Source organism: Streptomyces sp. NPDC020742, assembly GCF_040641675.1.
Taxonomy (GTDB): Bacteria; Actinomycetota; Actinomycetes; order Streptomycetales; family Streptomycetaceae; genus Streptomyces.
Window position 1 is genome coordinate 33895 of the sequence record NZ_JBFAEA010000009.1, and the last position, 22356, is coordinate 56250.

Annotated in this window: 14 protein-coding genes; 7 read left to right on the plus strand and 7 right to left on the minus strand. The window is 71.5% G+C overall.

Translation table 11 applies throughout. The annotated features are described in order from the left end of the window. Positions 1–4: 4 nt before the first annotated feature. On the plus strand, positions 5–1465 hold the full coding sequence (locus tag AB0G84_RS17770; RefSeq protein WP_361321129.1) for an amino acid permease: 1461 nt from the start codon (positions 5–7) through the stop codon (positions 1463–1465). Between the two features lie 195 nt (positions 1466–1660). On the opposite strand, the gene AB0G84_RS17775 is transcribed toward AB0G84_RS17770, so the two are convergent. Together AB0G84_RS17775 and AB0G84_RS17780 are read right to left on the minus strand one after the other, a co-directional pair. Next, on the minus strand, positions 1661–3349 hold the full coding sequence (locus AB0G84_RS17775; RefSeq protein ID WP_361321131.1) for a hypothetical protein: 1689 nt from the start codon (positions 3347–3349) through the stop codon (positions 1661–1663). 34 nt (positions 3350–3383) lie between these two features. Further along, positions 3384–3593 carry a hypothetical protein gene (locus AB0G84_RS17780; RefSeq protein ID WP_361321133.1) on the minus strand — a complete coding sequence of 70 codons (210 nt, stop codon included), beginning with the start codon at positions 3591–3593 and terminating at the stop codon, positions 3384–3386. A 709-nt stretch (positions 3594–4302) separates the two neighbouring features. On the opposite strand from AB0G84_RS17780, the gene AB0G84_RS17785 reads away from it, so the two are divergent. Further along, positions 4303–5157: an oxygenase MpaB family protein gene (locus AB0G84_RS17785; RefSeq protein WP_361321135.1), complete on the plus strand. Its 855-nt coding sequence runs from the start codon at positions 4303–4305 to the stop codon at positions 5155–5157. A gap of 266 nt (positions 5158–5423) precedes the next feature. On the opposite strand, the gene AB0G84_RS17790 is transcribed toward AB0G84_RS17785, so the two are convergent. After that, positions 5424–6911: a M1 family metallopeptidase gene (locus AB0G84_RS17790; protein WP_361321137.1), complete on the minus strand. Its 1488-nt coding sequence runs from the start codon at positions 6909–6911 to the stop codon at positions 5424–5426. Between the two features lie 264 nt (positions 6912–7175). Between AB0G84_RS17790 and AB0G84_RS17795 the strand changes: the two genes are divergently transcribed. The 3 genes from AB0G84_RS17795 to AB0G84_RS17805 all read left to right on the plus strand — a co-directional run bounded on the left by AB0G84_RS17795 (position 7176) and on the right by AB0G84_RS17805 (position 12414). Further along, the gene (locus tag AB0G84_RS17795) at positions 7176–9095 is read left to right on the plus strand and encodes a Xaa-Pro dipeptidyl-peptidase (protein ID WP_361321485.1); all 1920 of its coding nucleotides are present in this window, start codon (positions 7176–7178) and stop codon (positions 9093–9095) included. A 94-nt stretch (positions 9096–9189) separates the two neighbouring features. Beyond that, positions 9190–10554 carry a M14 family metallocarboxypeptidase gene (locus AB0G84_RS17800; protein WP_361321139.1) on the plus strand — a complete coding sequence of 455 codons (1365 nt, stop codon included), beginning with the start codon at positions 9190–9192 and terminating at the stop codon, positions 10552–10554. 66 nt (positions 10555–10620) lie between these two features. After that, complete coding sequence (locus AB0G84_RS17805) at positions 10621–12414, plus strand: BCCT family transporter (RefSeq protein WP_361321487.1); 1794 nt, start codon at positions 10621–10623, stop codon at positions 12412–12414. Positions 12415–12594: 180 nt separating this feature from the next. Here AB0G84_RS17805 and AB0G84_RS17810 read toward each other — a convergent pair whose 3' ends face one another. Continuing rightward, positions 12595–13605, minus strand: a complete 1011-nt coding sequence (locus AB0G84_RS17810; RefSeq protein WP_361321141.1) for an FAD-dependent oxidoreductase — start codon at positions 13603–13605, stop codon at positions 12595–12597. 692 nt (positions 13606–14297) lie between these two features. On the opposite strand from AB0G84_RS17810, the gene AB0G84_RS17815 reads away from it, so the two are divergent. After that, complete coding sequence (locus tag AB0G84_RS17815; RefSeq protein WP_361321143.1) at positions 14298–14522, plus strand: hypothetical protein; 225 nt, start codon at positions 14298–14300, stop codon at positions 14520–14522. 327 nt (positions 14523–14849) lie between these two features. After that, positions 14850–16832, plus strand: coding sequence for an FUSC family protein (locus AB0G84_RS17820; RefSeq protein WP_361321145.1), 1983 nt, complete (start codon positions 14850–14852; stop codon positions 16830–16832). On the opposite strand, the gene AB0G84_RS17825 is transcribed toward AB0G84_RS17820, so the two are convergent. The 3 genes from AB0G84_RS17825 to AB0G84_RS17835 all read right to left on the minus strand — a co-directional run bounded on the left by AB0G84_RS17825 (position 16804) and on the right by AB0G84_RS17835 (position 22254). After that, entirely contained in the window at positions 16804–18279 is a 1476-nt protein-coding gene (locus tag AB0G84_RS17825; protein ID WP_361321147.1) for an MFS transporter, read from the minus strand. The genes AB0G84_RS17820 and AB0G84_RS17825 overlap by 29 nt on opposite strands. A gap of 628 nt (positions 18280–18907) precedes the next feature. After that, positions 18908–20851: an AAA family ATPase gene (locus AB0G84_RS17830; RefSeq protein ID WP_361321149.1), complete on the minus strand. Its 1944-nt coding sequence runs from the start codon at positions 20849–20851 to the stop codon at positions 18908–18910. After that, a complete protein-coding gene (locus AB0G84_RS17835) occupies positions 20848–22254 on the minus strand; it encodes a hypothetical protein (RefSeq protein ID WP_361321151.1) in 1407 nt (468 codons plus the stop codon). The genes AB0G84_RS17830 and AB0G84_RS17835 overlap by 4 nt, the downstream gene beginning before the upstream one ends. Positions 22255–22356: the final 102 nt, after the last annotated feature.

Genomic DNA, 22356 nt, shown 5'->3' on the forward strand with positions numbered 1-22356 from the left:
AGCAGTGAGCACAGAAACCGTCACCGAGACAGCCCAGAGGTCACCTGACGGGGGGAGCGGCGCGCAGCAGGACGCGGGCGACGCGGGCTACAGCAAGAGCCTCAAGGGCCGGCACATCAACATGATCGCCATCGGTGGAGCGATCGGTACCGGCCTGTTCCTGGGCGCCGGCGGCCGACTGCACTCCGCCGGTCCGGCGCTGGCCGTCGCCTACGCGGTCTGCGGCCTCTTCGCCTTCTTCGTGGTCCGCGCGCTGGGCGAGCTGGTGTTGCACCGCCCGTCCTCCGGCTCGTTCGTCTCGTACGCCCGTGAGTTCCTGGGGGAGAAGGGCGCCTACGTCGCCGGCTGGATGTACGTCGTCAACTGGTCCACGACCGGTATCGCCGACATCACCGCGATCGCGCTCTACACGCACTACTGGAGCCTGTTCACCGACATCCCGCAGTGGGTGATGGCGCTGATCGCGCTGGCGGTCGTGCTGACCGTCAACCTGATCTCGGTGAAGATCTTCGGTGAGCTGGAGTTCTGGTTCGCGATCATCAAGGTCGCCGCGCTGGTGATCTTCATGTTCATCGGCATCTTCCTGCTGGCCACCCAGCACCCGGTCGGCGGCCACGCACCCGGTCTGCACCTGATCACCGACAACGGGGGCATCTTCCCGACCGGCCTGCTGCCGGTGGTGATCGTCCTCCAGGGCGTGGTCTTCGCCTACTCCGCGGTCGAGCTGGTCGGTGTCACCGCAGGTGAGACCGGTGAGCCGCACAAGGTCGTGCCGAAGGCCGTCAACTCCATCATGTGGCGGGTGGGCGTCTTCTACGTCGGCTCGGTGGTCCTGCTGGCCATGCTGCTGCCGTGGAACAAGTTCACCGATGGTGAGAGCCCCTTCGTCACCGTGCTGTCCAACGTCGGTGTCCCGGCCGCCGGCGATGTGATGAACCTGGTCGTGCTGACCGCGGCGATGTCCAGCCTGAACTCCGGCCTCTACTCGACCGGACGCATCCTGCGCTCGATGTCGATGGCCGGCTCCGCGCCGAAGTTCGCCGGGCTGATGAACCGCAACCAAGTGCCGTACGGCGGCATCATGCTCACCTCCGCGGTGTGTGTGCTGGGCGTCGCCCTCAACTACGTGGTGCCGGGCGAGGCGTTCGAGATCGTGCTCAACATCGCGGCGCTGGGCATCATCAGCACCTGGTGCACGATCATGATCTGCCACATGGTGTTCGTCCGCCGCTCGAAGGCCGGCCTCCTCGAGCGCCCGCGCTTCCGGCTGCCGGGCACGCCGGTCACCGACATCGCCACCATCGTCTTCCTCCTCGGCGTGATCGTGCTGATGTGGTTCGACGACGGTGTCGGCCGGCAGACCGTGATGCTGATCCCGGTGCTGGGTGCCGCCCTGGTGATCGGCTGGTTCGCGGTCCGCGGCCGGGTGGCACGGATCGCCAAGGAGCGGGAAGAGGCGAAGTAGCCGCACCGCAGCGCCACCTGCTACGGACAGGGCGGTCGCGGACGTCGGAAGGCGTTCGCGACCGCCCTTGTGCGTGGCGGACGTGGCGGACGTGGCCGGGCCCGGCCGACTGTCAGTGCCCGCACCTACGGTGGGTGCATGAGGCGATCGACGCCGGACCCCCGCTGCGTCCCCGGCGCGGCCGGGGCGCACGGATCACGGGCAGGGCGACGGGGGCGTGCCGACCGCTTCGCAGGCGGTGTGCACGGTGACCAGGGCGGTGACGACACTCCGGGTCCAGGACAGCTGCGTTCGTTCGCGGGTCGACGGATCGTCGCCGGCCGGGTGGCCGAACGCGCCGCAGGCGTGCTGCTGGGCGAGGAGGAAGGAGACGGTGTCGCGGGTGAGGCGGTGCTGCGCCCGCCCGGTGCGAGCCGCGTCCCGGACGAAGCCGGCAAGGTGCCCCAGGTGGTAGTTCTTCCAGGCACCGGGCACGTCAGAGACCCCTGTTTCCGGCGCGGTGTGCACCGCGTCGACCCCACCGGTCAGAGCCTCCGCACGCTCGGGAGACAGCAGCCCCAGACCGACCAGGCGTTGGACGTTGTACGCCGCCTGCGGTGGAACCCGGTCCAGGAGGTCGACGGCGGCGGCGGTGGACTTGAGGAACGCATCGAGTGACGAGCAGGTGATCCCGTGCGTGCGCAGGCCCGATGCGAACTCGCCCACGACCTCCATCCCGTGCCCCTGCCACACCTCCGCGTCCGCGTCCATGAGCCGTTCGGAGAAGTCGAGGAGCAGGGGGAGCGCGAGCTCGGGTTCCCGGAGAGCCTCCGCCGCGTGCGCGACGGCCGCTGCGGCGGGCAGGCAGGTGGCAGGGGCATGGCGCCGGCTGGTGTCCGCCAGCCACCCGACCGCACGCCGCAGCGGCTGTTCCACGGCCGGGCGGGGAGCCGGCGCCGAGGGCCGATTCCGTCGCACGACCCGGGGGCTGCGGTCCAGCAGCGCGGCCAGGGCCGCGACGATCGTGGTGTGGTAGCCGGTGGCCCAGCGCCGGTACGCGGCATCGCCCTCGGCGAGCCCGGGATGCACCACACCGGGCGGCCCGTTGACCCGACCATCGGCCTCCTGTACTGCCGTGAGGAACTCCCATGCCCGGCGGGCTTCCTCGGAGTCCCTCACCCCGAGACACAGCAGGCAGCACAGGAGTTCCCCCACCAGGTCGGCATTCTCCTGATCGAGGGTGAGAACGAGGAGCGCCTCGAGCAGTTCCACCGCCGCGCCCGGTGTGAAGCCCCGTGGCCAACGGGGCTCGCGGAGACCGAAATCCGTGGCGTAGAAGATCGTGTGAGTGAGGGCGTAGATGTCGCGATCGGTGAGCTTGATGACATTCGGGCGGTTGCAGAGCAGGGTGAACGGCAGGGCGTCGTCCATGGCCGGCAGCGTGTGCGGGACGCCGCACAGCTCAAGGGTGTGCAGCAGATCGAGCTGCCGGTACGGAATCCGTTCGAAGACCGCCGCATATCCATCGGCGGCGACCTGGGTGAGCAGGTGCCGGAACTCCGGGTCCTCGCGTCCGCAGAGCCGGAGTGCCGCATAGGTCCCCGCGTACAACAGCAGGGCGGCCTCGTCCCGGGCGATCAGTTCCCGGTAGGAGGGGCGGGCCGCGATCCGCTCGACCTGATCGAGGACGGCCGCATAGTCGGCATCCAGTGGTTCCGGGTCGAGGCGCGCCCGCAGCCCCACCAGGAATGCGGTTTCGATGAGGGCTTTGCGGGCGAACAGAACCCGGTCCGGGGCGGCTTCGGCCGGATCGATCAGAGTGCGGCGCGCAGCGAGCCAGGCGACTGCCCGGGTCTCCACCGCGCGCCTCTGTGACGATCCGTCACCGGGTTGCGTCGTGTCCATCGGATGCCTCCCGGCGATCGGCGCAGTCAATGGCTCAGCTGCCCGCAGCGGAGTCGTCGTCCGCGACCTGGTTGGCTACCACAAGGACGTAGCGCTCCCAGGCGAGCACGTAGCCGGCCACGTCGTCGAGCTGGCTGACCTGATCGACGACTCGCTCAAGCGGAACGCCGAGGTCGACGAGTCCGCTGGTCCTGAGGAAGTCGAGTGCCTTGCGCGCATCGACCATCGGGGGAGGACAGGACATGGATTGCTCCTTTCGGGTGGTTCGGACGGACAGTGCGAGTGTCGCGTTGTGTAGCGCACTTGTCACTATCTGTTTCTAGTGGGAAAAGTGGGGATTTAATCGGCCCAGCTCAAGGGTTTATCCCGCAGGAAAACCACTCCTGAGGGTGAATTTCGGCCGTAAGGCCGGGGTGGTGCCGATGTGGCGGGCTCGCCTGGCTGCGTCGTGAGTGGAGAGCCGCATGGCGCCGCCGGCCCGTGGGCGCGAGGGTCGGGCCGACCGTACCGGGCCGGCTCAGGTGCGTCGGGTGGCCGGACTTCGATGGGCTGGAGGGTGAGGCGCCGCCATGAGGGGTGCACCGAGTGAAGGGTGCCCCACTGTGGATGCTTCCAGCGGTGCGGCGTACGCTGTGTGAGCCTCAGGGGTCAACTCGGCCGCCCGGGTGGCGGCTTCCGGTGTCCACGCGGTCAAGTGGGGCGATGTCGCGGCCTGTTGGTGGCGTGTCTCGCTCGTCGGAGCCGCTGGTGCGTCCGTGCCGCCCAAGGGGCTCGGCCTGGTCCGGAGCGGGAAGCGGCGGTGTCGGCCGCGGTGGTCCGGCAGGTGAATCGGCGCGCTGACCGGTTTCCCCGCAGTGCCTCCGCGCCGTGGTGCTGGAGTGTCGGAGGTGCGGCGGCGGGAGCGGGGTCCGCGTCCGTCGGTCGCAGCGGGTCATCGTATGATGATTAATGACATGAATGTGGTAGAAAATGACCCACTTCCCCCGCCGGTCGGAGGGGTCCTCTGGTCGATGGCCGGGGACATCCGGATGCTCCTGACCCTGCCGCCCGCACTGACGATGCAGGTCGCCCGCCCGGCGGTGGGCGCGGGCGTGGACGACCACTCCGTCTTCCGTACCGACCCCTGGGGTCGCGGTGTGCGGTCGCTGGTCTCCTTGCAGCTGTGGGTGTACGGCGGTGCGGGCGCGGCCGAGGAGGGGCGCCGGCTACGGCAGCTGCACAAGACCATTCAGGGCACCGACGCCCACGGCCGCGCGTACCACGCGCTCATGCCGGCGCACTACGCCTGGGTGCACGCCACGGGCTTCCCCGTCTTCCGGCACGCCCAGCGGTACCTCGGCCGTCCCTTCACCGAGGCGCAGGAGCGCCAGCTCTATGCGGAGTGGCTCCAGGTGGGCCGCATCCTGGGCATTCATGACCGCGATATGCCGCAAACCATCGAGGAGTTCTGGCCCTACTACCACAAGGTTCTCGCCGATGAGCTCGAACAGAACGTAGTAGTAAGGGAGTTGCTCTCGACGGACCCGACGCTTCCGGTACCGGACCGGGGGCCGCGGTGGCTGCGGCTGCTGCTCAGGTTGAGCTGGCCCTGGCTCCGGCCGCGGTTCGCCCGCTGCCGGCGGTTCGTCAGCATCGGGCTGATGCCACCGGACGCCCGGCGCGCCCTCGGGCTGGAGTGGACCGATGCTCAGGAGCGCCGGCTGCGCCGCCTCGGGTGGGTGGTCCGTGCCGTGGTCCCGGCCCTGCCCGAGCGGCTGCGGTTCCTGCCGATCGCCCGGCGGGCCCGGCAGGCGGCGCGCCGGCACTGACTGCGCGCGCCCGGCTGTCGGCGGCGAGGCTATGGGCCGGACCGTCTGCGGCGAGGGTTACGGGCCGGACCGTCGGCACTGAGCGTACGGGCCGCTCCGGGCCTCGGCCGGCGACGGTGCGGTGCCCGGACGGGGCCGGGCAGGTCCCCGGCCGCCCCAACCGGTCAGTCCCAGGCCCGGTCGTCACGCTCCCGCCGGCCCACCGGGCGAACGACGGGAGCGTGACGTCAGGTCATGGGAGTGTGACGGCAGTTCCCAGGCCCGGGTCAGTGCCCGTCGTGGATGTCGTGGGTGGCCGCGATCTGCTTCCAGGACTTCGGCTGTGCCACGGTCCGCTGCGTGCCGAACGCCCGCTTGCCCGCCCCGGCCGCCGGCTTGACCGGCTGGAACAGCCAGGTGTCGAAGAAGCCGGCCAGCTGCTTGCCGGACTTCTTCTCGGCGAAGGCCACGAAGTCCGCCACCGAGGCGTTCCCGTACCTGTGCTCCGTCGGCCAGGACTTCAGCAGGCCGAAGAAGACCTTGTCGCCGAGTTTGTTGCGGAGCGCCTGGAGGGCCAGCGCGCCACGGTCGTAGACGGCGTCGTCGAACTGGTTCTCCGCGCCGGGGTTGCCGGGCCGGACCTTCCAGAACGGGTCGTCGGCCGGGTGCTGGGCGTAGACGTAGTCCGCCAGCTCCTGCGCGGTGCCCTCGCCCTCCTTCTCCGACCACAGCCACTGGCTGTAGGCGGCGAAGCCCTCGTTGATCCAGATGTCCTTCCAGTCCTTGAGCGAGACGCTGTCGCCGTACCACTGGTGCGCCAGCTCGTGCACCACGACCGAGACGTTGGTGCCGCGGTCGAAGGCCTTCTTGCCGTAGAAGGGGCGGGTCTGGGTCTCCAGTGCGTACCGGGCGGGCACATTGGGGACGTAGCCGCCGACCGCGTTGAACGGGTAGGGGCCGAAGACGCTCTCCAGCCACTCGGTGGCCTCGGCGGTGCGCGCGAGGCTGGCCTTCGCCGACCCCTCGTTGGCGCCGAGGTCCTTGCTGACGGCGTTGATCACCGGCAGGCCGTTCGCCGTGGTGTCGGTGGTGAGGTCGAACTTGCCGACCGCCAGCGTCGTCAGGTACGTGGCCTGCGGCTTGTCGGAGCGCCAGTTGTAGCGCGTCCAGCCGAGCTTGGAGGACTGCGAGGCGAGGACGCCGTTGCTCAGCGCCTGGGTGCCGTCCGGGACCGCAACGGAGACGTCGTAGGTGGCCTTGTCGGTGGGGTGGTCGTTGCTCGGGAACCACCACACGGCGGAGTCCGGCTCCTGGGCGATCACCGCGCCGTCCGGGGTACGCGCCCAGGCCGTGAAGCCGTCGATCTTCAGGTCGGAGGGCTTGTCCGCATAGCGCACCACGACGCTGATCTGCCGGCCCTTCTCCAGCGGTGTGGCCGGAGTGACCTCCAGCTCGTGCTTGCCGGAGGTGGCGAAGGAGGCCTTCTTGCCGTTGACGCGTATCTCGCTGACCTTGAGGCCGAAGTCCAGGTTGAAGCGGGAGAGGTCCTGGGTGGTCGTGGCGAGCAGCGTCGCCGTGCCCTCCAACAGGTCCGTCTTCGGCTGGTACTTCAACCGCAGGTCGTAGTGGGAGACGTCGTAGCCGCCGTTTCCGCTCTCGGGGTAGTAGGTGTCGCCCACGCCCGGAGCGCCGGGATGGAAGTCGGCCGCGGAGGCCGGGACCGCCAGCAGCAGACCGAGCGCGGCGGCGCCCGGGACGAGGAGTCTGTGACGCACGAGTCCTCCAACTCGTAGGGGGATGGCTCTGGTTACGACCCTATGCAGCCCGTTGAGTCGGCGTCATGTACATGGCCCGATCTGACACATGACCGACATGAACCCACCAACTGCCGTGGTGTCAGCTCGGCTCCTCCCCGCGCGTCCGGCACCGACCGGCCGGCCATGGCCCCTTACACCCTTACGCCGGGGAGGCGGGCGCGCTACCGTCCGCCCGTGACCAATCCTGCGCGGATCCCCCGCACCCCCTTCACAGCTGTCGTCCTGACGGCCGTTGTCGCCCTGTTGTCCGTCCTGCTCTCACCGGCCGTGGCGCAGGCGGCACCCGGCGAGAGCAGACCGGTCTACTCCTACGACCACGCGATACGCGAATCGGTCTGGGTGGACACGCGGCTCGACGGCGATGCGGACGGGAGGACCGACCGCGTCGCCGTCGACATCGTGCGGCCGTCCGAACCCGCCCGGCAGGGGCGGCGGATACCGGTGATCATGGACGCCAGCCCCTACTACTCCTGCTGCGGGCGCGGCAACGAGAGCCAGAAGAAGACCTATGACGCCACGGGCCGGCCGGTCCAGTTCCCGCTCTTCTACGACAACTACTTCGTACCGCGCGGCTATGCCACGGTGCTGGTCGACCTCGCGGGGACCAACCGCTCCGACGGCTGCGTCGACGTCGGCGGCCGCTCGGACGTCCAGTCGGCCCGGGCCGTCGTCGACTGGCTCGGCGGCCGGGGTCGCGCCTACACCGCCCGTACCGGAGGCAGCCCCGTCACCGCCGGCTGGTCCAACGGCAGCACCGGAATGATCGGCAAGAGCTGGGACGCCACCATCGCCAACGGCGTCGCGGCCACCGGCGTGAAGGGACTGAAGACCATCGTCCCGATCGCCGGCATCTCCTCCTGGTACGACTACTACTTCTCGCAGGGCGCCCCGCTCTACGACTCCGGCCCCGACGGTCTCGCGGACGCGGTCGACAGCCCCGGCGCGCACAAGCGCTGCGCCGCGGTGCAGCGCAAGCTCGCCGAGGGCGCCCCGCGCAGCGGCGACTGGACCGGACTGTGGACCGAACGGGACTACGTCCGGCACGCCGACCGGGTCCGCGCCAGCGTCTTCCTGGTGCACGGCCTGCAGGACCTCAACGTCCGCACCCGGAACGCCGGCCAGTGGTGGGACGCGCTCGCCCGGCACGGCGTCGAGCGCAAGATCTGGCTCTCCGGGACCGGCCATGTCGACCCGTTCGACTACCGGCGGGGCGCATGGGTGAGGACCCTGCACCACTGGTTCGACCACTACCTGATGGGCTACGACAACGGCATCGAACGGGCCCCGATGGCCGATGTCGAGCGTGCGCCGGGGACCTGGTCCACCGACCGCCGGTGGCCCGCGCCCGGAACCGCCGCGACCACCCTGCGGCCGGGCCCGGGCAGCGCACCCGGGGTCGGCGTCCTCGGCACCGGCCGGGCGCCCCAGGGCGCCACCGAGGCCTTCACCGACGACCCGGCACTGAGCGAGGCCGACTGGGCGGCCGGTATCGACCGTACGACGCCCGCCAAGGTCGGGTTCAGTACCGGACCGCTGCGCGCACCGCTCCGGCTGTCCGGCTCGGGGTCGGTGACCGTCACCGCCACCCCCAGCACCACGACCGCCCATTTGACCGCCGTCCTGGTAGACCTCGGCCCCGCCACCATCCGCAACTACGCGGCCGACGGCGAGGGCATCACCACCCTCGACCGGCGCACCTGCTGGGGCGCGGGCACCAAGGGCGACACCGGCTGCTTCAAGGAGACCGCGGCCGATACCGCGAAGGTGGCGCACACCGTCTTCAGCCGCGGCTGGGCCGACCTCGGCACCTACGCCGACCCCCACAAGGGCCGCCCGCTCACCCCCGGGAAGCCCTACACCCTCACCCTGAACCTCGCCGCCGCCGACCACATCGTGCCCGCCGGCCACCGGTTGGCGCTGATCGTGGCCGGCACCGACGCCGGCCTGATCGACCCGCCCGCGTCCCGACCGCGGCTCACCCTCGACCTGTCCCGCACCGCCGCCCGGCTGCCGCTGACCGGCGGCGCCGCCGCCCTTGCCCGGGCCACCGCGGGCGCCGCCCCACCGCACGTGCCCGGCACGGCGCCGCTGGACGGGCTCGCGCCGCCGCGCACCCTCAGCCGGCTGCCGTACGCGGGCTGACCACACGGGGCCGCCCCTCCTCAGGGGCGGCCCCGGATTCCCCCACCGACGTTCCTCCTCACCCCCACCGCTCACCCAAGGGAGGCACCTCCTCGTGACGCTTCACTCCCGCCGCCTCGTCCTGGGGACAGTGGCCCTCGGGCTGACCGTCAGCCTCGGTGCGACCCTGCCCGCGCCGCCCGCCGGCGCCACCGCAAGCCGAATACCCCGTACGGGCTTCGAATCCAGTCAGGGTGCCCGCTGGACCAGCCAGCCCGAGGAACAGCGCTTCCTCGCCGCGGTCGACCGTGCCACGCCCCGGGTGCGGATCGACCGGATCGGTACCACCGGCCAGGGCCGCCCGCTCCAGCTCGTACGCATCGGTGCCCCCGCCCCGCAGCGGGCCGCGGCGGTCCGGCGCGGGGCCTCGGTGCTGCTGATCTGCTCCCAGCACGGCGACGAGCCCGCCGGCCGCGAGGCCTGCCTGACGACCATCCGCGACCTCGCCTACGCCAAGGACCGGGCGACCCGGCGCTTCCTGGAGCGGACCAGTGTGCTGGTCGTCCCCACCGCCAACCCCGATGGCCGGGCGGCCGACACCCGTACCAACGCCGACGGGGCGGACATCAACCGCGACCACCTCGGCCTGCGGACCGTCGAGGCCCGCGCCATGGCCGCGGTGCTCCGCGACTACCGCCCCGACACCGTCTACGACCTGCACGAGTACGGCCCCACCGCGCCGTACTACAGCAAGGACCTGCTGTCGCTGTGGCCGCGCAACCTCAACACCGGGGACGCGGTGCACCGCGAAGCCGGCGCGCTGTCCAAGGACTTCGTCGAACCCGCCGTCCAGCGGGCAGGCTTCAGCACCGGCGTCTACGGCATCTGGACCGACCCGGAGACCGGCGAGCCGGTCAAGCAGGTCGCCGGCGACGGCCAGGAGCGGATCCTGCGCAACACCGCGGGCGTGAAGGGCTCCGTGGGGCTGCTCGTCGAGAACAGAGTCGACGCCCTCACCGCGGCCGAGCGGGCCGACCCCGCGCTCAACAACCGGCGCCGGGTCCGCTCCCAGCTCGCCGCGCTGAAGGGCGCGTTCCGGTTCCTCGACCGGCACCGGACCCGGATCGAGGCGGCCACCAGCGCGGCCCGGCGCGCCGGCTACGCCGACCGCGGCCCGGTCTACCTGGGCGGCGCGGACAACGAACCGCCCACTGCCGGCCAGGTCCTGGCCGACCCGCCCTGTGCCTACCGTCTCGACGCGGCCCAATTCGCCCGGATCGAGGACGTGTTGGCGCTGCACGGGGTGCGCTGGTGGCGGGGCCCGGACGGCAGTGCCGTCGTACCGCTGCGCCAGTCGCTGCGCGGCCTCATCCCGCTGCTGCTGGACCAGCGGGCCGGATACCACCTTGCGGTTGCGGCGCCGTTGGACGTCTGCCCGGCGGTGAAGGGGGGTAAAGGGCTGGGCAAATATGTCCCATAGGAAGGTTGACATGTGACGGACACAGTCAAGAAGGCCGGCGACAGAGGCGGCGGCACGTCCTCGCCGGTGGATCAGCCCACCGGCCCCCAGCGGTCCGGGCCGCCCCAGACCGACCGGGTGGTCTTCGGCGTGACCGCGCTGCTCACCCTCGCCTTCATCGCCTGGGGAGCGCTCTCCACCTCCTCGCTCAAGAACGTATCGACCGCCCTGCTCAACTGGGTGATGGACAACGGGGGCTGGGCTTTCGTCCTCGCCGCCTCCGGCTTTGTGATCTTCGCGATCTGGCTGGCCGTCAGCAAGTACGGCCGGATCACCCTCGGCAAGGAGGGTGAGGAGCCCGAATTCCGCACCGTGTCATGGATCGCGATGATGTTCAGCGCGGGCATGGGCATCGGCCTGATGTTCTACGGGGTCAGCGAGCCGCTGGGGCACTTCACCAGCCATCCGCCGGGCACCGACCCGAAGGACGCCGCCCAGGCGATGGACACTGCCATGGCCACCACGCTGTTCCACTGGACGCTGCACCCGTGGGCCATCTACGCGGTGGTGGGCCTGGGCATCGCCTACAGCTGCTTCCGGCGGGGGAGACGGCAGACCATCAGCGCGGTGTTCACCCCGCTCATCGGCCGGCGCCGGGCCAACGGTTGGGGCGGCCAGGTCATCGACATCCTGGCCATCTTCGCCACCCTCTTCGGCTCCGCCGCCTCACTCGGGCTGGGTGCGCTGCAGATCGGCAGCGGGATCAAGGTGCTCGGCTGGATGGACAGCGTGGGCACCAGCCTGCTGGTCGTGGTGATCACCGTACTGACCATTGCCTTCATCCTGTCCGCGGTCTCCGGCATCGCCAAGGGCGTCCAGATGCTGTCCAACATCAACATGGTGCTGGCGGTGGTCCTGGCCGTCTTCGTCTTCGTGGTCGGCCCGACCGTGCTCATCCTCAACCTGGTGCCGACCTCGCTCGGCTCGTTCCTCGGCGAACTGCCGCAGCTGGCGGGCAGGACGGAGGCGTCCGGTGGCGCCGACGTGGGCACCTGGCTGCACAAGTGGACGGTCTTCTACTGGGCGTGGTGGATCTCCTGGACGCCCTTCGTGGGCATGTTCATCGCCCGGATCAGCCGCGGCCGGACGATCCGGCAGTTCATCGGCGGGGTGATCCTCGTGCCGAGCGCGGTCAGCCTGGTGTGGTTCGCGATCTTCGGCGGCTCGGCGATGAAGCTGCAGGACTCCCAGCAGCTCAGCGGCGCGTCCACCTCGGAGGGGCAGCTCTTCGACGTCCTGCACCAGTACCCGTTCGCCACGGTGACGAGCCTGCTGGTGATGATCCTCGTCGGCATCTTCTTCGTCTCCGGTGCCGACGCGGCCTCCATCGTCATGGGAACCCTGTCGCAGAAGGGCACCTTCGAACCGAGCCGGCTCGTGGTGATCTTCTGGGGCGTGGTGACCGGTGCGGTCGCCGCGGTCATGCTGTTGATCGGCGGCGGATCGGGCGACGCGCTGACCGGCCTGCAGAACCTGACGATCCTGGTCGCGGTGCCGTTCATGGTCGTGATGATCGCCATGTGCTGGGCGCTGCTGCGGGATCTGCGCACCGATCCGCTGATCGTGCGGGGCCAGAGGGGCGAGGAGGCCGTCGAGATGGCCGTGATCGCCGGACACGAACGGTACGACGGGGACTTCGAGATCCGCATCGGGCCGGGGACCAACGGGACCAACGCGACCAACGGGACCAGTGGGAACGGCGCCGGTGCCACCCAGGACTCCGGTGGCACGCGCGACCCCGGTGGTACGCACGACTCCGGCGGCACGGCCGGTACCGGCGGTGGGGGTGGCCGCAACGGGGCGCGGGCTACCAGGAGGTAGCCGAGGGGGCCAAGGCCCGGTGGAGGGCCGCCGGTGGAGGGCAGCCCTGTGAGGGGCCCGTGGAGGGGGCCGCCGTCCCCCCTCCACGGGGCCGTGGCCCGGCGCCCTTACGGGAGGGACCACCCCCGTACCCCTCCCTCCCCTTCATCGGACCGCAGCTCGGCTGGGGCCACGCCAGTACTAGGGCACACCGCCCGCGTCGTCCCGTGCCTCCCGCACCGTTCGTACCACCTCGTCCGCGCAGCCCCACGCCACGGTCACCCCCGCACCCCCGTGCCCGTAGTTGTGGACCCACCGCGCCCCACCGGGCCGTCGTTCCCTCCCCAGCCGTACCGCCGGCCGGGCCGGCCGCAGGCCCACCTTGTGCGCCAGCACTCGGGCCCGTGCCAGCTCCGGGAAGTGCCGCGCACAGCGCGCCACGATCGCCTCCGCCACCGCCGGATTGGGCTCCCGTGACCAGGCGTTCTCCCGTGCCGTACCGCCGAGCACCAGCCCGTACGGCTGTGGCAGCAGATAGGTCGTGTCCGCGGAGCCCGGGTCCGCGGCGACGAACCACTCCTCGATACCGGGGTTCTCCACGACCACCAACTGCCCCTGGACCGGGTGCACCGCAGGGTCGGGTACGAGCTTCCGCGCGCCCAGCGCCGAGCAGTTGACGACGATGTCCTCCGGGCGGTCGAACTGCTCCGGCGAGGTCACCTCGCCCCGCTGTACGCTCCCGCCGGCCGCCGCCAACCGCCGCTCCAGATAGCGGAGATGGGCCGGCATGTCCACCAGCGGCGTACGGGCCCGCCAGCCCGCGGCGCACCCTGCGGGCAGCTCGTCCGCGCCGGCCCGCCGCAGTCCGGGCACGGCCGCGTACCAGGAGGCGAGGCCGTTATCGGCGGCGTCCAGGTCCCCGGCCCCCGTATGCGCCATCGTCCCCGGCACCATCCGGGCGCCGGTCTCCGCCGGCCGCTCCGCCAGATCGGCGAGCACCTGGAAGGACCGCACGGACCACTGCACGGCCCGTTCGTACGGCAGGATCCGGTACGGCCAGCAGAGCCCGCCCGCCACCGCGGAGGTCGTCGCGCCGGCCGCGTCCCGGCTCACCACCCGCACCCGGTGCCCGTCCTCGGCCAGCGCGACCGCTGACGTCAGCCCGATGACGCCGCCGCCGATCACCCATATGTCGCCCGTATCGCTCGTCATGCCCGGATGGTAAGAGCCGGACCGGTGCGGCCGGAAGCGGCCGGAATCCCTCGGTCCGGTGCCGCGCCGCGGTGTGTGGGAGGGGTGGGTGGGAGCGATGTGTGGGAGGGGTGTGTGGGAACGGTGCATTCCTGAGGCAGGGATATCCGTGCGATGCAGTTGATATATCCGATGCTGCCCATGCGGGCGATGTGCTCCATACGGAGAAGAGTCCGGCATCTCGCCGACGTCTCATGGCTGACATGCTGCGGCGAATTCCATGAGGAAGCGGAAGCGGAGGTGTAAGGAGAAGTAGAAACGGAAGGGGAAGTGGGCAATTCGGTCCGGGGTATGTGCGAGCTTTCCGGGGTGTCTGTCCAGTATTTGCCAGGTGTCTTTCCGGCTTCTTGGTCGGTATCTATCCAGAATTTTCCGTGGTGATTGTCCGGTAGGTGCCATGCGTCGGTGTTGGTGCCGTAAAGGCGGATGAACCCGCAGTTGAGGGCCGAATGCTGGAGGTGGGAAGGGAAAGGAAAGGGGGGATCGCAGGTTGCCGTGAACTCCGGTGGCGTGATTGCATCCTGCAGCACGCACGGTCGGCGCAAGGCCCGTATTCGGGCGGCCGGGCGTCCGTGGAACCGGCCGGATTTGCTGTACATCGAAACCGGTTGGCGCTGGTCCAGAAAAACGGAGTATTGAAGGGAAACGCGCACATGCGTAACGGCTTCACCCCCGAGATCGACACCCGCGAGATTTCCGACAGCGAGCTGGACGGTGTTTCCGGCGGCCTGGCGAGCCTCGGCGGCGAGATCGCCGGCCACGGCGCCACCGTGACCGTCGGCGACGCCGTGGGTACCGCCGGCTCCCTCGCGCCCGCGGTTCCCGGTTCGCCGCTCGGTGGCCTGGTCTCCGTGGAGACCACCGGCTTCGGCAGCTGACAGCGGGACTCAGCAAGGTCGGAACCCCGGGACGTCGTGTCCCGGGGTTCCTTCGCGTTCTCGGGTGCACCGGTGGACCGCCAATGGCCGTGGAGAGTAGGGGTGTTGGTGGCGTCGGGCTCCGGGGCCGCGAACGCGGCGCGTCCGGCCCCCGCCGACGCCAACGGGGCGGACGGCCCCTCCTCGCCAGCCATCGGTGATCTTGCGGTAACCCTCCGGCAGCGATGCGGACAAACCTGGACCTTAGGCTGGTAGCAGCACCGTCGGCCGATGTCGCCCCTCGGATTCCGCTTACCGCCGTCCGTCTGCCGTCATCTGAGGAGGCCCATGCTCCGCGCTCCGCGCGCCGTTCCCGCCTGGCTGGCGCACCCCTTCCGCTGGCAACGACTGCCCGTGCCCTGGACTGCCGTCGCCCGCGGTGCGCTGTGCGCAGGGCCGCTGCTCGGCGCCGGCATCGCCACCGGACACCCGGCTCCCGGGGTGCTGGCCGGTCTCGGCTCGATGCTGGCCGGCGTCAACGACCGCCCCGGTACCCGCCGCACCGGCATCGTCCACATCGGCCTGCCCGCGCTCGCCTCGGCACTCGGCATGCTGATCGGTGCCTCGCTGCTGGCCGCCGGCGCCGGCTGGTGGGTCGTACCGGCGCTGTTCGCGGTCGGCTATGTCTCCGGCGCGGGCAGCGTGGCCGGGCCGGTGAGCTCCAACGCCGGTATGCAGATGCTGGCCACCGCCGTCCTCGGCGCCGGAATGCCTCTGCCCGGCGCGCCCTGGGCGAAGGCGCTGTACGTCCTGGCGGGCTGCCTGTGGCTGCTGTTGCTCCGGCTCGTGGTCCGCTCACCGCGCCCGGCGGGCGGAGCCCTCAGCGGTGAGCGGGCGGCGGTCGCCACGGTCTTCGACGCGCTCGCCGCTGCCCTGGGCGCGGCCGGCGGCCCCGACGCCGAGCCCGCCCGGCGCCGGCTCACCGCCGCCCTGGACCGCGCCGACGAGGCACTGCGGCTGCGCCGGCTGACCGGCCGGCTGCTGCGGCGCCCCGCCCGTACCGAAGAGCTGCTGCTGGGCGAGCGGTTCGCCGCGGCCACCTCGCTCTGCGAGGCGAGTGTCGCGCTGCTCTGGGAGGGCCGCCCGCTGCCGTCCCGGGTCGCCGAAAGCCCCCGCCGGTTCGCGGAGGCACTGCGCACCGGGACGTCACCGGGCCGGCTGTCCGCGCCGGAGACCAGTACGGCCGGACGCGGGGCCTTCGACCAGGCGCTGCTCGACGCGGTGGTGGCGTTCGACCGGCGGGAGCCGACCCCGGTGCGGCCCGCTGCGGAAGCGAAGCCCGGTCTGCTGCCCACGGCCCGTGCCGCGCTCCGCACCCTGGGCGGGCGTCCCCGGCCCGGTCGCGGCCCGTTCGGACCCGCGGGACAGGACTACGGGCTGCGGGTCGCCGTCTGCATCGCCGCCAGCGCCGCCGTGGCGCTGGCACTGCGCGCACAGCACTGGTACTGGCTTCCGGCGACCGTCACCTTCCTCGTCAAGCCGGACCTCGGCCCGCTCTTCTCCCGTACGGTCAACCGCTTCGCCGGGACCGTGGCCGGGGTGCTGGTCTTCGCCGGGGCGGGCCTGCTGCTGACCGGTTCGTGGTGGCCCGCGCTGATGGCGGGTGCGGGCGGAGCGCTGCTGCCGTTCGCCACCCGGCACTTCGCGCTGCAGACCGTCGCGATCACCGTGATGGTGCTGTCGTTCGTCCACGTCAGCGGCTCCCCGGAGGCGGCCGGCGAGCGGCTCGTCGACACCTCCATCGCCTGCGGCATCGTCCTGGTCGTCGGGCACCTGCCGCGGCTGGCCGACCCGCGCCGCAGGGTCGGCCAGCGGGTCACCGCCGCGCTGCGGGCCACCGAGCGGTTCCTGCGCCACGTACTGGAGTCGGCGCCCGGCGCGGACCCCACCGAGCGGCTGGCGCTGCGCCGGGCCGCCTACCGGGCGCTGGGGGAGGCCAGGGCCGCGGCGGAGACCGCCGCGGCGGAACTCCTCGCCGCCCGCGACCGCAACCCCGACTGGCTGACCGTCGTCACCGCCGCCGAACGCATCGTGGACGCCGCGACCGCCTGCGCCGTACGCCTCGACCACGGCGCCCGCCGCCCGAGCGTGGCGGAGGCCGAGCGGCTGTGCCGGGCGCTCGCCGCGATGGCCGATGCCCTGGAGGACCCGCGCGGGGGTGGCACCCCGGTACCAGCCCCCGAGCTGGGGCCGGTACCGGACTGCGCCACGCTCACCGATGTGGCGGCGGAACTGGAGCGGATCAGGGGGTACGCCGGCGCCGGGGGCTGAGGGCCTTGGTACCGCCGCCTCCTGCGGTGCCGTTGCCTCCTCCAGTTCCGCTGCCTCCTGCACCGCTGTTGCTTCCTCCGGTGCCGCTGCCTCCTCCACGGGCGCTACGCTGCGCGGCCCGCGCGCCGTCCCGTCGCCCGCGCCGCCGGAAGACGTTCTGGGCGCCGCGGGCCGCTCCCGCCGTGAGCAGGGCGAGCGCGAGCAGCAGCACGCTCACCCACACCGGAGCGCGGTAGCCGAGGCCGGCGGAGAGGGCGGCCCCGCCCAGCCAAGGGCCCAGCGCCGCGCCCACATTGAGGGCGGCGGTGGCGAATCCCCCGGCCAGGGTCGGTGCCCCGGTCGCCGCGTAGAGCGCCTGCGAGACCAGCGTCGAGCCGACCGCGAACGACAGTGCGCCCTGGACGAGGACGAGTACGAGGATGACGGCCGCCGACGCGCTGTCGGCGGCCAGGGCGAGGACGGCCCACCCGGTGAGCAGCGCCGGCCCGCCGACCGTCAGCAGCCGCATCGGGCGGGTGTCGGCGAACCGGCCGCCCACGCTGACACCGATGAACGAGCCCAGGCCGAAGAGCGCCAGGACGGCCGGAACCCGGTCCGCTCCGAGGCCGACGACCCGGGTGACCAGCGGTGCGAGGTAGGTGAAGGTGCAGAAGGTCGCGCCGTTGACCAGGGCGCCCAGGAGCAGGGTCACCGCAAGCCGGGGGCTGCGCAGCGCGCGCAGTTCACCACGGGCGCGGGATCGGGCCGGGGTGCAGGAGCGGGTCCCGGTGTGGGGTCGGGCCGGGGTGCAGGTGGGAGCCCCGGTGTGGGCCCGGGTGCAGGAGTGGGCCTCGGGACGGGACGGGGAGGGGGTGTGGGCCCGGTCGGTGGTGTCCGCCCGACGGTTGCCCGGCTGCCGGCCGCCCTCGTCCGGCACCGACCGGACGATCGCCGCCACGGCCGGCACCGAGACGAGGGCCACCGCCCAGAAGGCCGACCGCCAGCCCCATTCCGCACCGAGGAACGCACCCGCCGGCACCCCCGCGATGCACGCCATGGTGGTGCCACCGAGCAGGACCGAGGTGGCGCGGCCCTTGGCGTCCGGTGGGACCACGGCCGTCGCGGTCGCCAGGGCCACCGCCAGGAAGCCGGCGTTGGCCAGCGCCGCGCCGACCCGTGTGACCAGCAGGACGGCATAGCTGGTGGTCACCGCGCCGATCACATGGACCAGCAGAAAGGCCGTCAGGAAGGCCAGCAGCGCACGGCGGCGTGGCCAGCGCAGACTCAGCAGCGCCAGCAGCGGGGCGCCGACGATCATTCCTACGGCGAAGGCCGACGTCAGCGAGCCCGCCGCGGCGAGCGAGATCCGCAGATCGGCGGCGATGTCCGGTAGCAGGCCGGACAGCATGAATTCGGAGGTGCCTTGCGCAAAGACAGCAAGTCCGAGGAGGTAGAGGAAGAAGGGCACAGGAATACTCCGCAACCACGAGGGATCGACATGGTGCGCGGCGGCAGAAGCGAGCCCAGCAGGAACCGAACCCAGGAACCGAACCCAGAAGGAACCGACCCCAGCAGGAACCGTCCGTCCCAAGCCCTGGTGCTGCCCGGGCGTTCCATGGGACCCGGACACGAGTCCCCTACGCCCCAGGGACGGCCGTGCGGGGTTCACCGGATTCCCGTGCGGGGACCCGTATACGGAATCCCCAGCAGGCCCCAAACGGATTCCCGAGCGGGCTCCCACCCGGACTCCCACGAAACCCACGATTCCCCGCGGACTCGCGTACGGAGTCCCAACGCCCTTGTCCAGCCGGGCGGGCCGAGTGCGGCCACCGCGCGAACGACCTGGCCTCCCACGACGGAGGCCCTGAACAGGTCGGAACACAGCCCGTTACGGCGGCGATCCGATGGCAGGGGAGCGCACAGCCCCGCGCTACGCCCAGGAGGAGGCGCTACGACGGGGCACTGCGAGCAGCCACCGGACGACCGGTGGCTAGCGTCTTGACGCTTCGGGGCTGGACATGGCCGCAGGCTAACCAGGCCCGGGCCGGCCTGTCCACACCATTACCGTGCCGGCCACCACGGTGCCGGCCGGCGCATCACCGCCGCGGTATCAGTGCGAAGACCTCGATCCAGAACCGCTGGGCAGCGCTCGACGCCCCCACCAGATAGGTCGAACGCAGCTTCGGCGGCAGCAGGGCGACCAGCCGGACCACCGCCTCTTGGTGCTTCTTCAGCTGCGACAACTCCGCGTTCGCCAGGACCTGGTGGACCAGGTCGCTGTCGTTCGAGCCCTCGCTGGACCGGCTCGCCGCCGCCCGCAGCCGCGCCTCCCAGGCTTCCACCTCGTCCGCCATCTCCCGAAGACCGGTGACCGGGCGGTCGTTGAGCCGGTCCATGAGCGCGGTCAGCGGCACCGGGGCGTACTCCCCGTCGCCGAGGTAGACCGTGCCCATCTCCAGGGGCAGCCCACGCTGATGGAGCTTGATCAGTCGCTCGATGGTGCGCTTGGTGATCCAGGCCCGGCCGTCCTCGTCGATGTCGTGCTTCCACCACTCCAGGACCGTTTCGGCCAGCGCACCGTACTGCGTGATCAGCCACTCATTGGCCGGGATGTCGCCCGGCTCGACCGTCAGCGAGACGGTGAAGCGGGTCGCCTGGGCGATGTTGTTCCGGGAGACCAGCAGCTTGCGCCCGAGGTGGTACGGCGGATTCTGCACCGCTATCTGGGCCCGCAGATTCTCGATCCGCCGACCGGCCAGCGACCACTCCTGAGTGATCTCCATCAGCTTGGCGAACGCCGCCTTGTCCTTGGGGCGGTTGTACTCGTCCCAGACGATCGCCTTGGGCTCCGGGCCCAGGAACGGCGCGGACAGGAGGTTGTCCAGGGAGCCGTCGGTGGTCGGGATCGGTGCGCAGAGGTCCTCGACATTGGTCACCGGCAGGGAGAAGTAGAGCGGATCACGCCCGTCCAGGCCCTCCCGGACCGTCTCGCGCACCAGCTCCGTCTTGCCGCACCCGGGCGGCCCCTGCAGCAGTACCGACCAGCGGTTGCGCAGCGCCGCGCGGACCACCGCACGCACCGGGTCGGGGAGGGAGACGGGGTTGTCGGCGCCCACCGAGGACGCGATCCGGTCCAGCACCTCGGCCGTGTGGTCCTTGCCCGGCCCGCCGTCGGCCTTCTGCTCGGCAAGGCGCAGCCGCTCGCCGTTGACCAGCGGCAGTCCCCAGCGCAGCGGGAAGCCCTCGCGGGCGTTGGCCAGGATGTGGTCGAGGGTGCGGGGCGAGAGGAGTTCCCGCAGCGCCGGACCGAGGCTGGCCCAGAGGGCGAACACCTCGCGCAGGTTCCAGTCGGGGTACTTCGCCGCGAGTCGGTGCCGCCAGGAGGTGTCATTGGCGGTGATCCGGATCGTCACCATGCGGTCCAGGACGGCCAGGTCGCTGCGCCGGGCCGCGGTCTCGGCCAGCGATTCGTTGTCGGTCAGGAAGACGCCGATGCAGCCCAGCTCCCGCAGGTCGAACTCGCCCAGCGTCCAGTTGCAGGCGATCTGCATCAGCTGCGACTGGATCGTGGCACCGGCCTGCAGCGAGTCGTCGATCAGCAGCACGAACGGCTTGCCGGGACGCAGTTGGCTCATCACCAGCTGGCGCAGCACCAGTTCGCCGGTCCTGGCGTCGCGCACCGGGGCGTTGGCGAGCAGGTCGTCCGGGGTGAGGTTGGCGGCCGGGACGAAGACCAGCTCGGCATCCGGGTAGGCCGTCGGTACGTGAGAGAAGAAGGTGGCCGTCTTGCCGATCCCGTGCTCGCCGAAGATCTGGCCGGTCTGGCCCATGTCGATCATCGCGTCGATGAACGACTCCAGGCGGGAGACGCCCGTCCAGCCCTCGGGCGGCTCGGGGTACGTGGCCGTCGGCCGCCACCGGGCGGGACCGGCGGGCGCGGCCGGCGCGAGGGGGGAGCGCGGCGGGACCGGGGTGGCGGAAGCGGCCGGGGCCTTGGCGGTCGTCGCCCGCGGGGTCGCCGTCGGCGTGGTCGTGCTCATCGCTCTCCTGTCGTCACACGATGGCAGGCCATCGGTGGGGTGTGGTGGTCGGGCCAGTCGTCGCCGCCCGGTGTGATCAGCCAGATCCACTTGTCCGGCTCGGCGGGGGTGAGGGGCGGGGCATAGCCGTCGGTGAGCATCACCACGGCGTCCGGAATCTCCTCGAAGCGGCTGCCGTCGACCGTCGTACGGCCCTCGACGTAGTCGGCCACCGCCTGGAAGCTGGTGCCCCCGCCGCCGTACACCCGCTCGCCGGGCCGGAAGGGCATCACCACGGCGTCGAACGACAGCCAGTGCGCCGAGACCCCGTCGATCGCGCCGACCAGCTCGGTCAGCCAGTCGATCACCCGGTCGGGCATCGACCCCGAGGTGTCGTAGGCGATCACCAAGACCTTCTCGCGCTCCGGGCCACAGCGCGACAGCATCGGGTCGTGCCCCAATGCGGCCAGCAGGGCGCCGCGCTTCTTCGGATAGACCAGGCGCTCGCCCTCCCGGAGCTTCGAGGCCAGGACGTCCACCAGCCAGCGCTGCCACCAGTCGACCTTCGCCGTCCGTGCGGTCTCACCGCGCAGCGCCCCGGCGCCCAATCGCCCCCATACCCGGGACGCCCGCTCCGACGCGCCGTCCGTACGGTCCATCAGGTCGAGCAACTCCCGCTCCGCGCCGGGGTGTCCGCGCCGGGCGGCGAGCAGCGCGTTCAGCAGCGCGGAGGACGCCGTCGCGTCGATGGTCTCCTGGTCGCCGGCCACCGTCAGCGGATCGGTGAGATGCGCACAGGGGGCCGACGGTGCGGGTGGCTGCCGCATCCGTTTGAGCTCCCTGAAGACGGTCATGTCGGTCTCGACGAAGTCGGCGTAGCCGAGTGGGTCGAGGCCCTGGGCAGCCAGGTCGGCGACGTAGTCGCGGTGGATCTCACGGGGGTCGACGCCTGCGGGACTGCCGTCGATCAGCGGTAGTTCCTTGCGGCCGAGCCGCACCATCGCCACATGGTTGATGGCGACCTCGGCGGCGATGAGGAAGGCCGGGTCCGCGCGCAGTTCGGGATCGGCGAACAGATGGCGGTGGATCAGGTGGCGCGCCTCGTGGAAGAGGACGAACTTCACGCCCTGCAGGCCCAGTTGGACGAAGAACTCGGGGTTGTAGAGCAGCGGGCAGCTGCCGTCACCGGAGGCCACCACCGCGGCGGACGGCACCGCCGTCGTCGGGATCTGCTGCGGGCACTTGGCGTAGATCCACGAGGCCACGACGGACTCGGTCAGCCCGAAGTCCAACAGCGCGGCCTCCTTCAGCCGCCGTGCCTCCTCGACGATTTCCGGCTCCGCCGGCCGCCAGCGCTCCAGGGCGCGCCGGTCGGCCGGGCCGACCACCGGCGGGTGCCCCGCCGTCATCGCTTCGTACGCCATGCCCAACCCCCGTTCTCCACTGCTCCCATTCGTACCAGGGGCCACTGACAACGGATCTTGGGGCAGGGGAGGACGGCGGGCCGGAGGCGGGTCCATGACCGG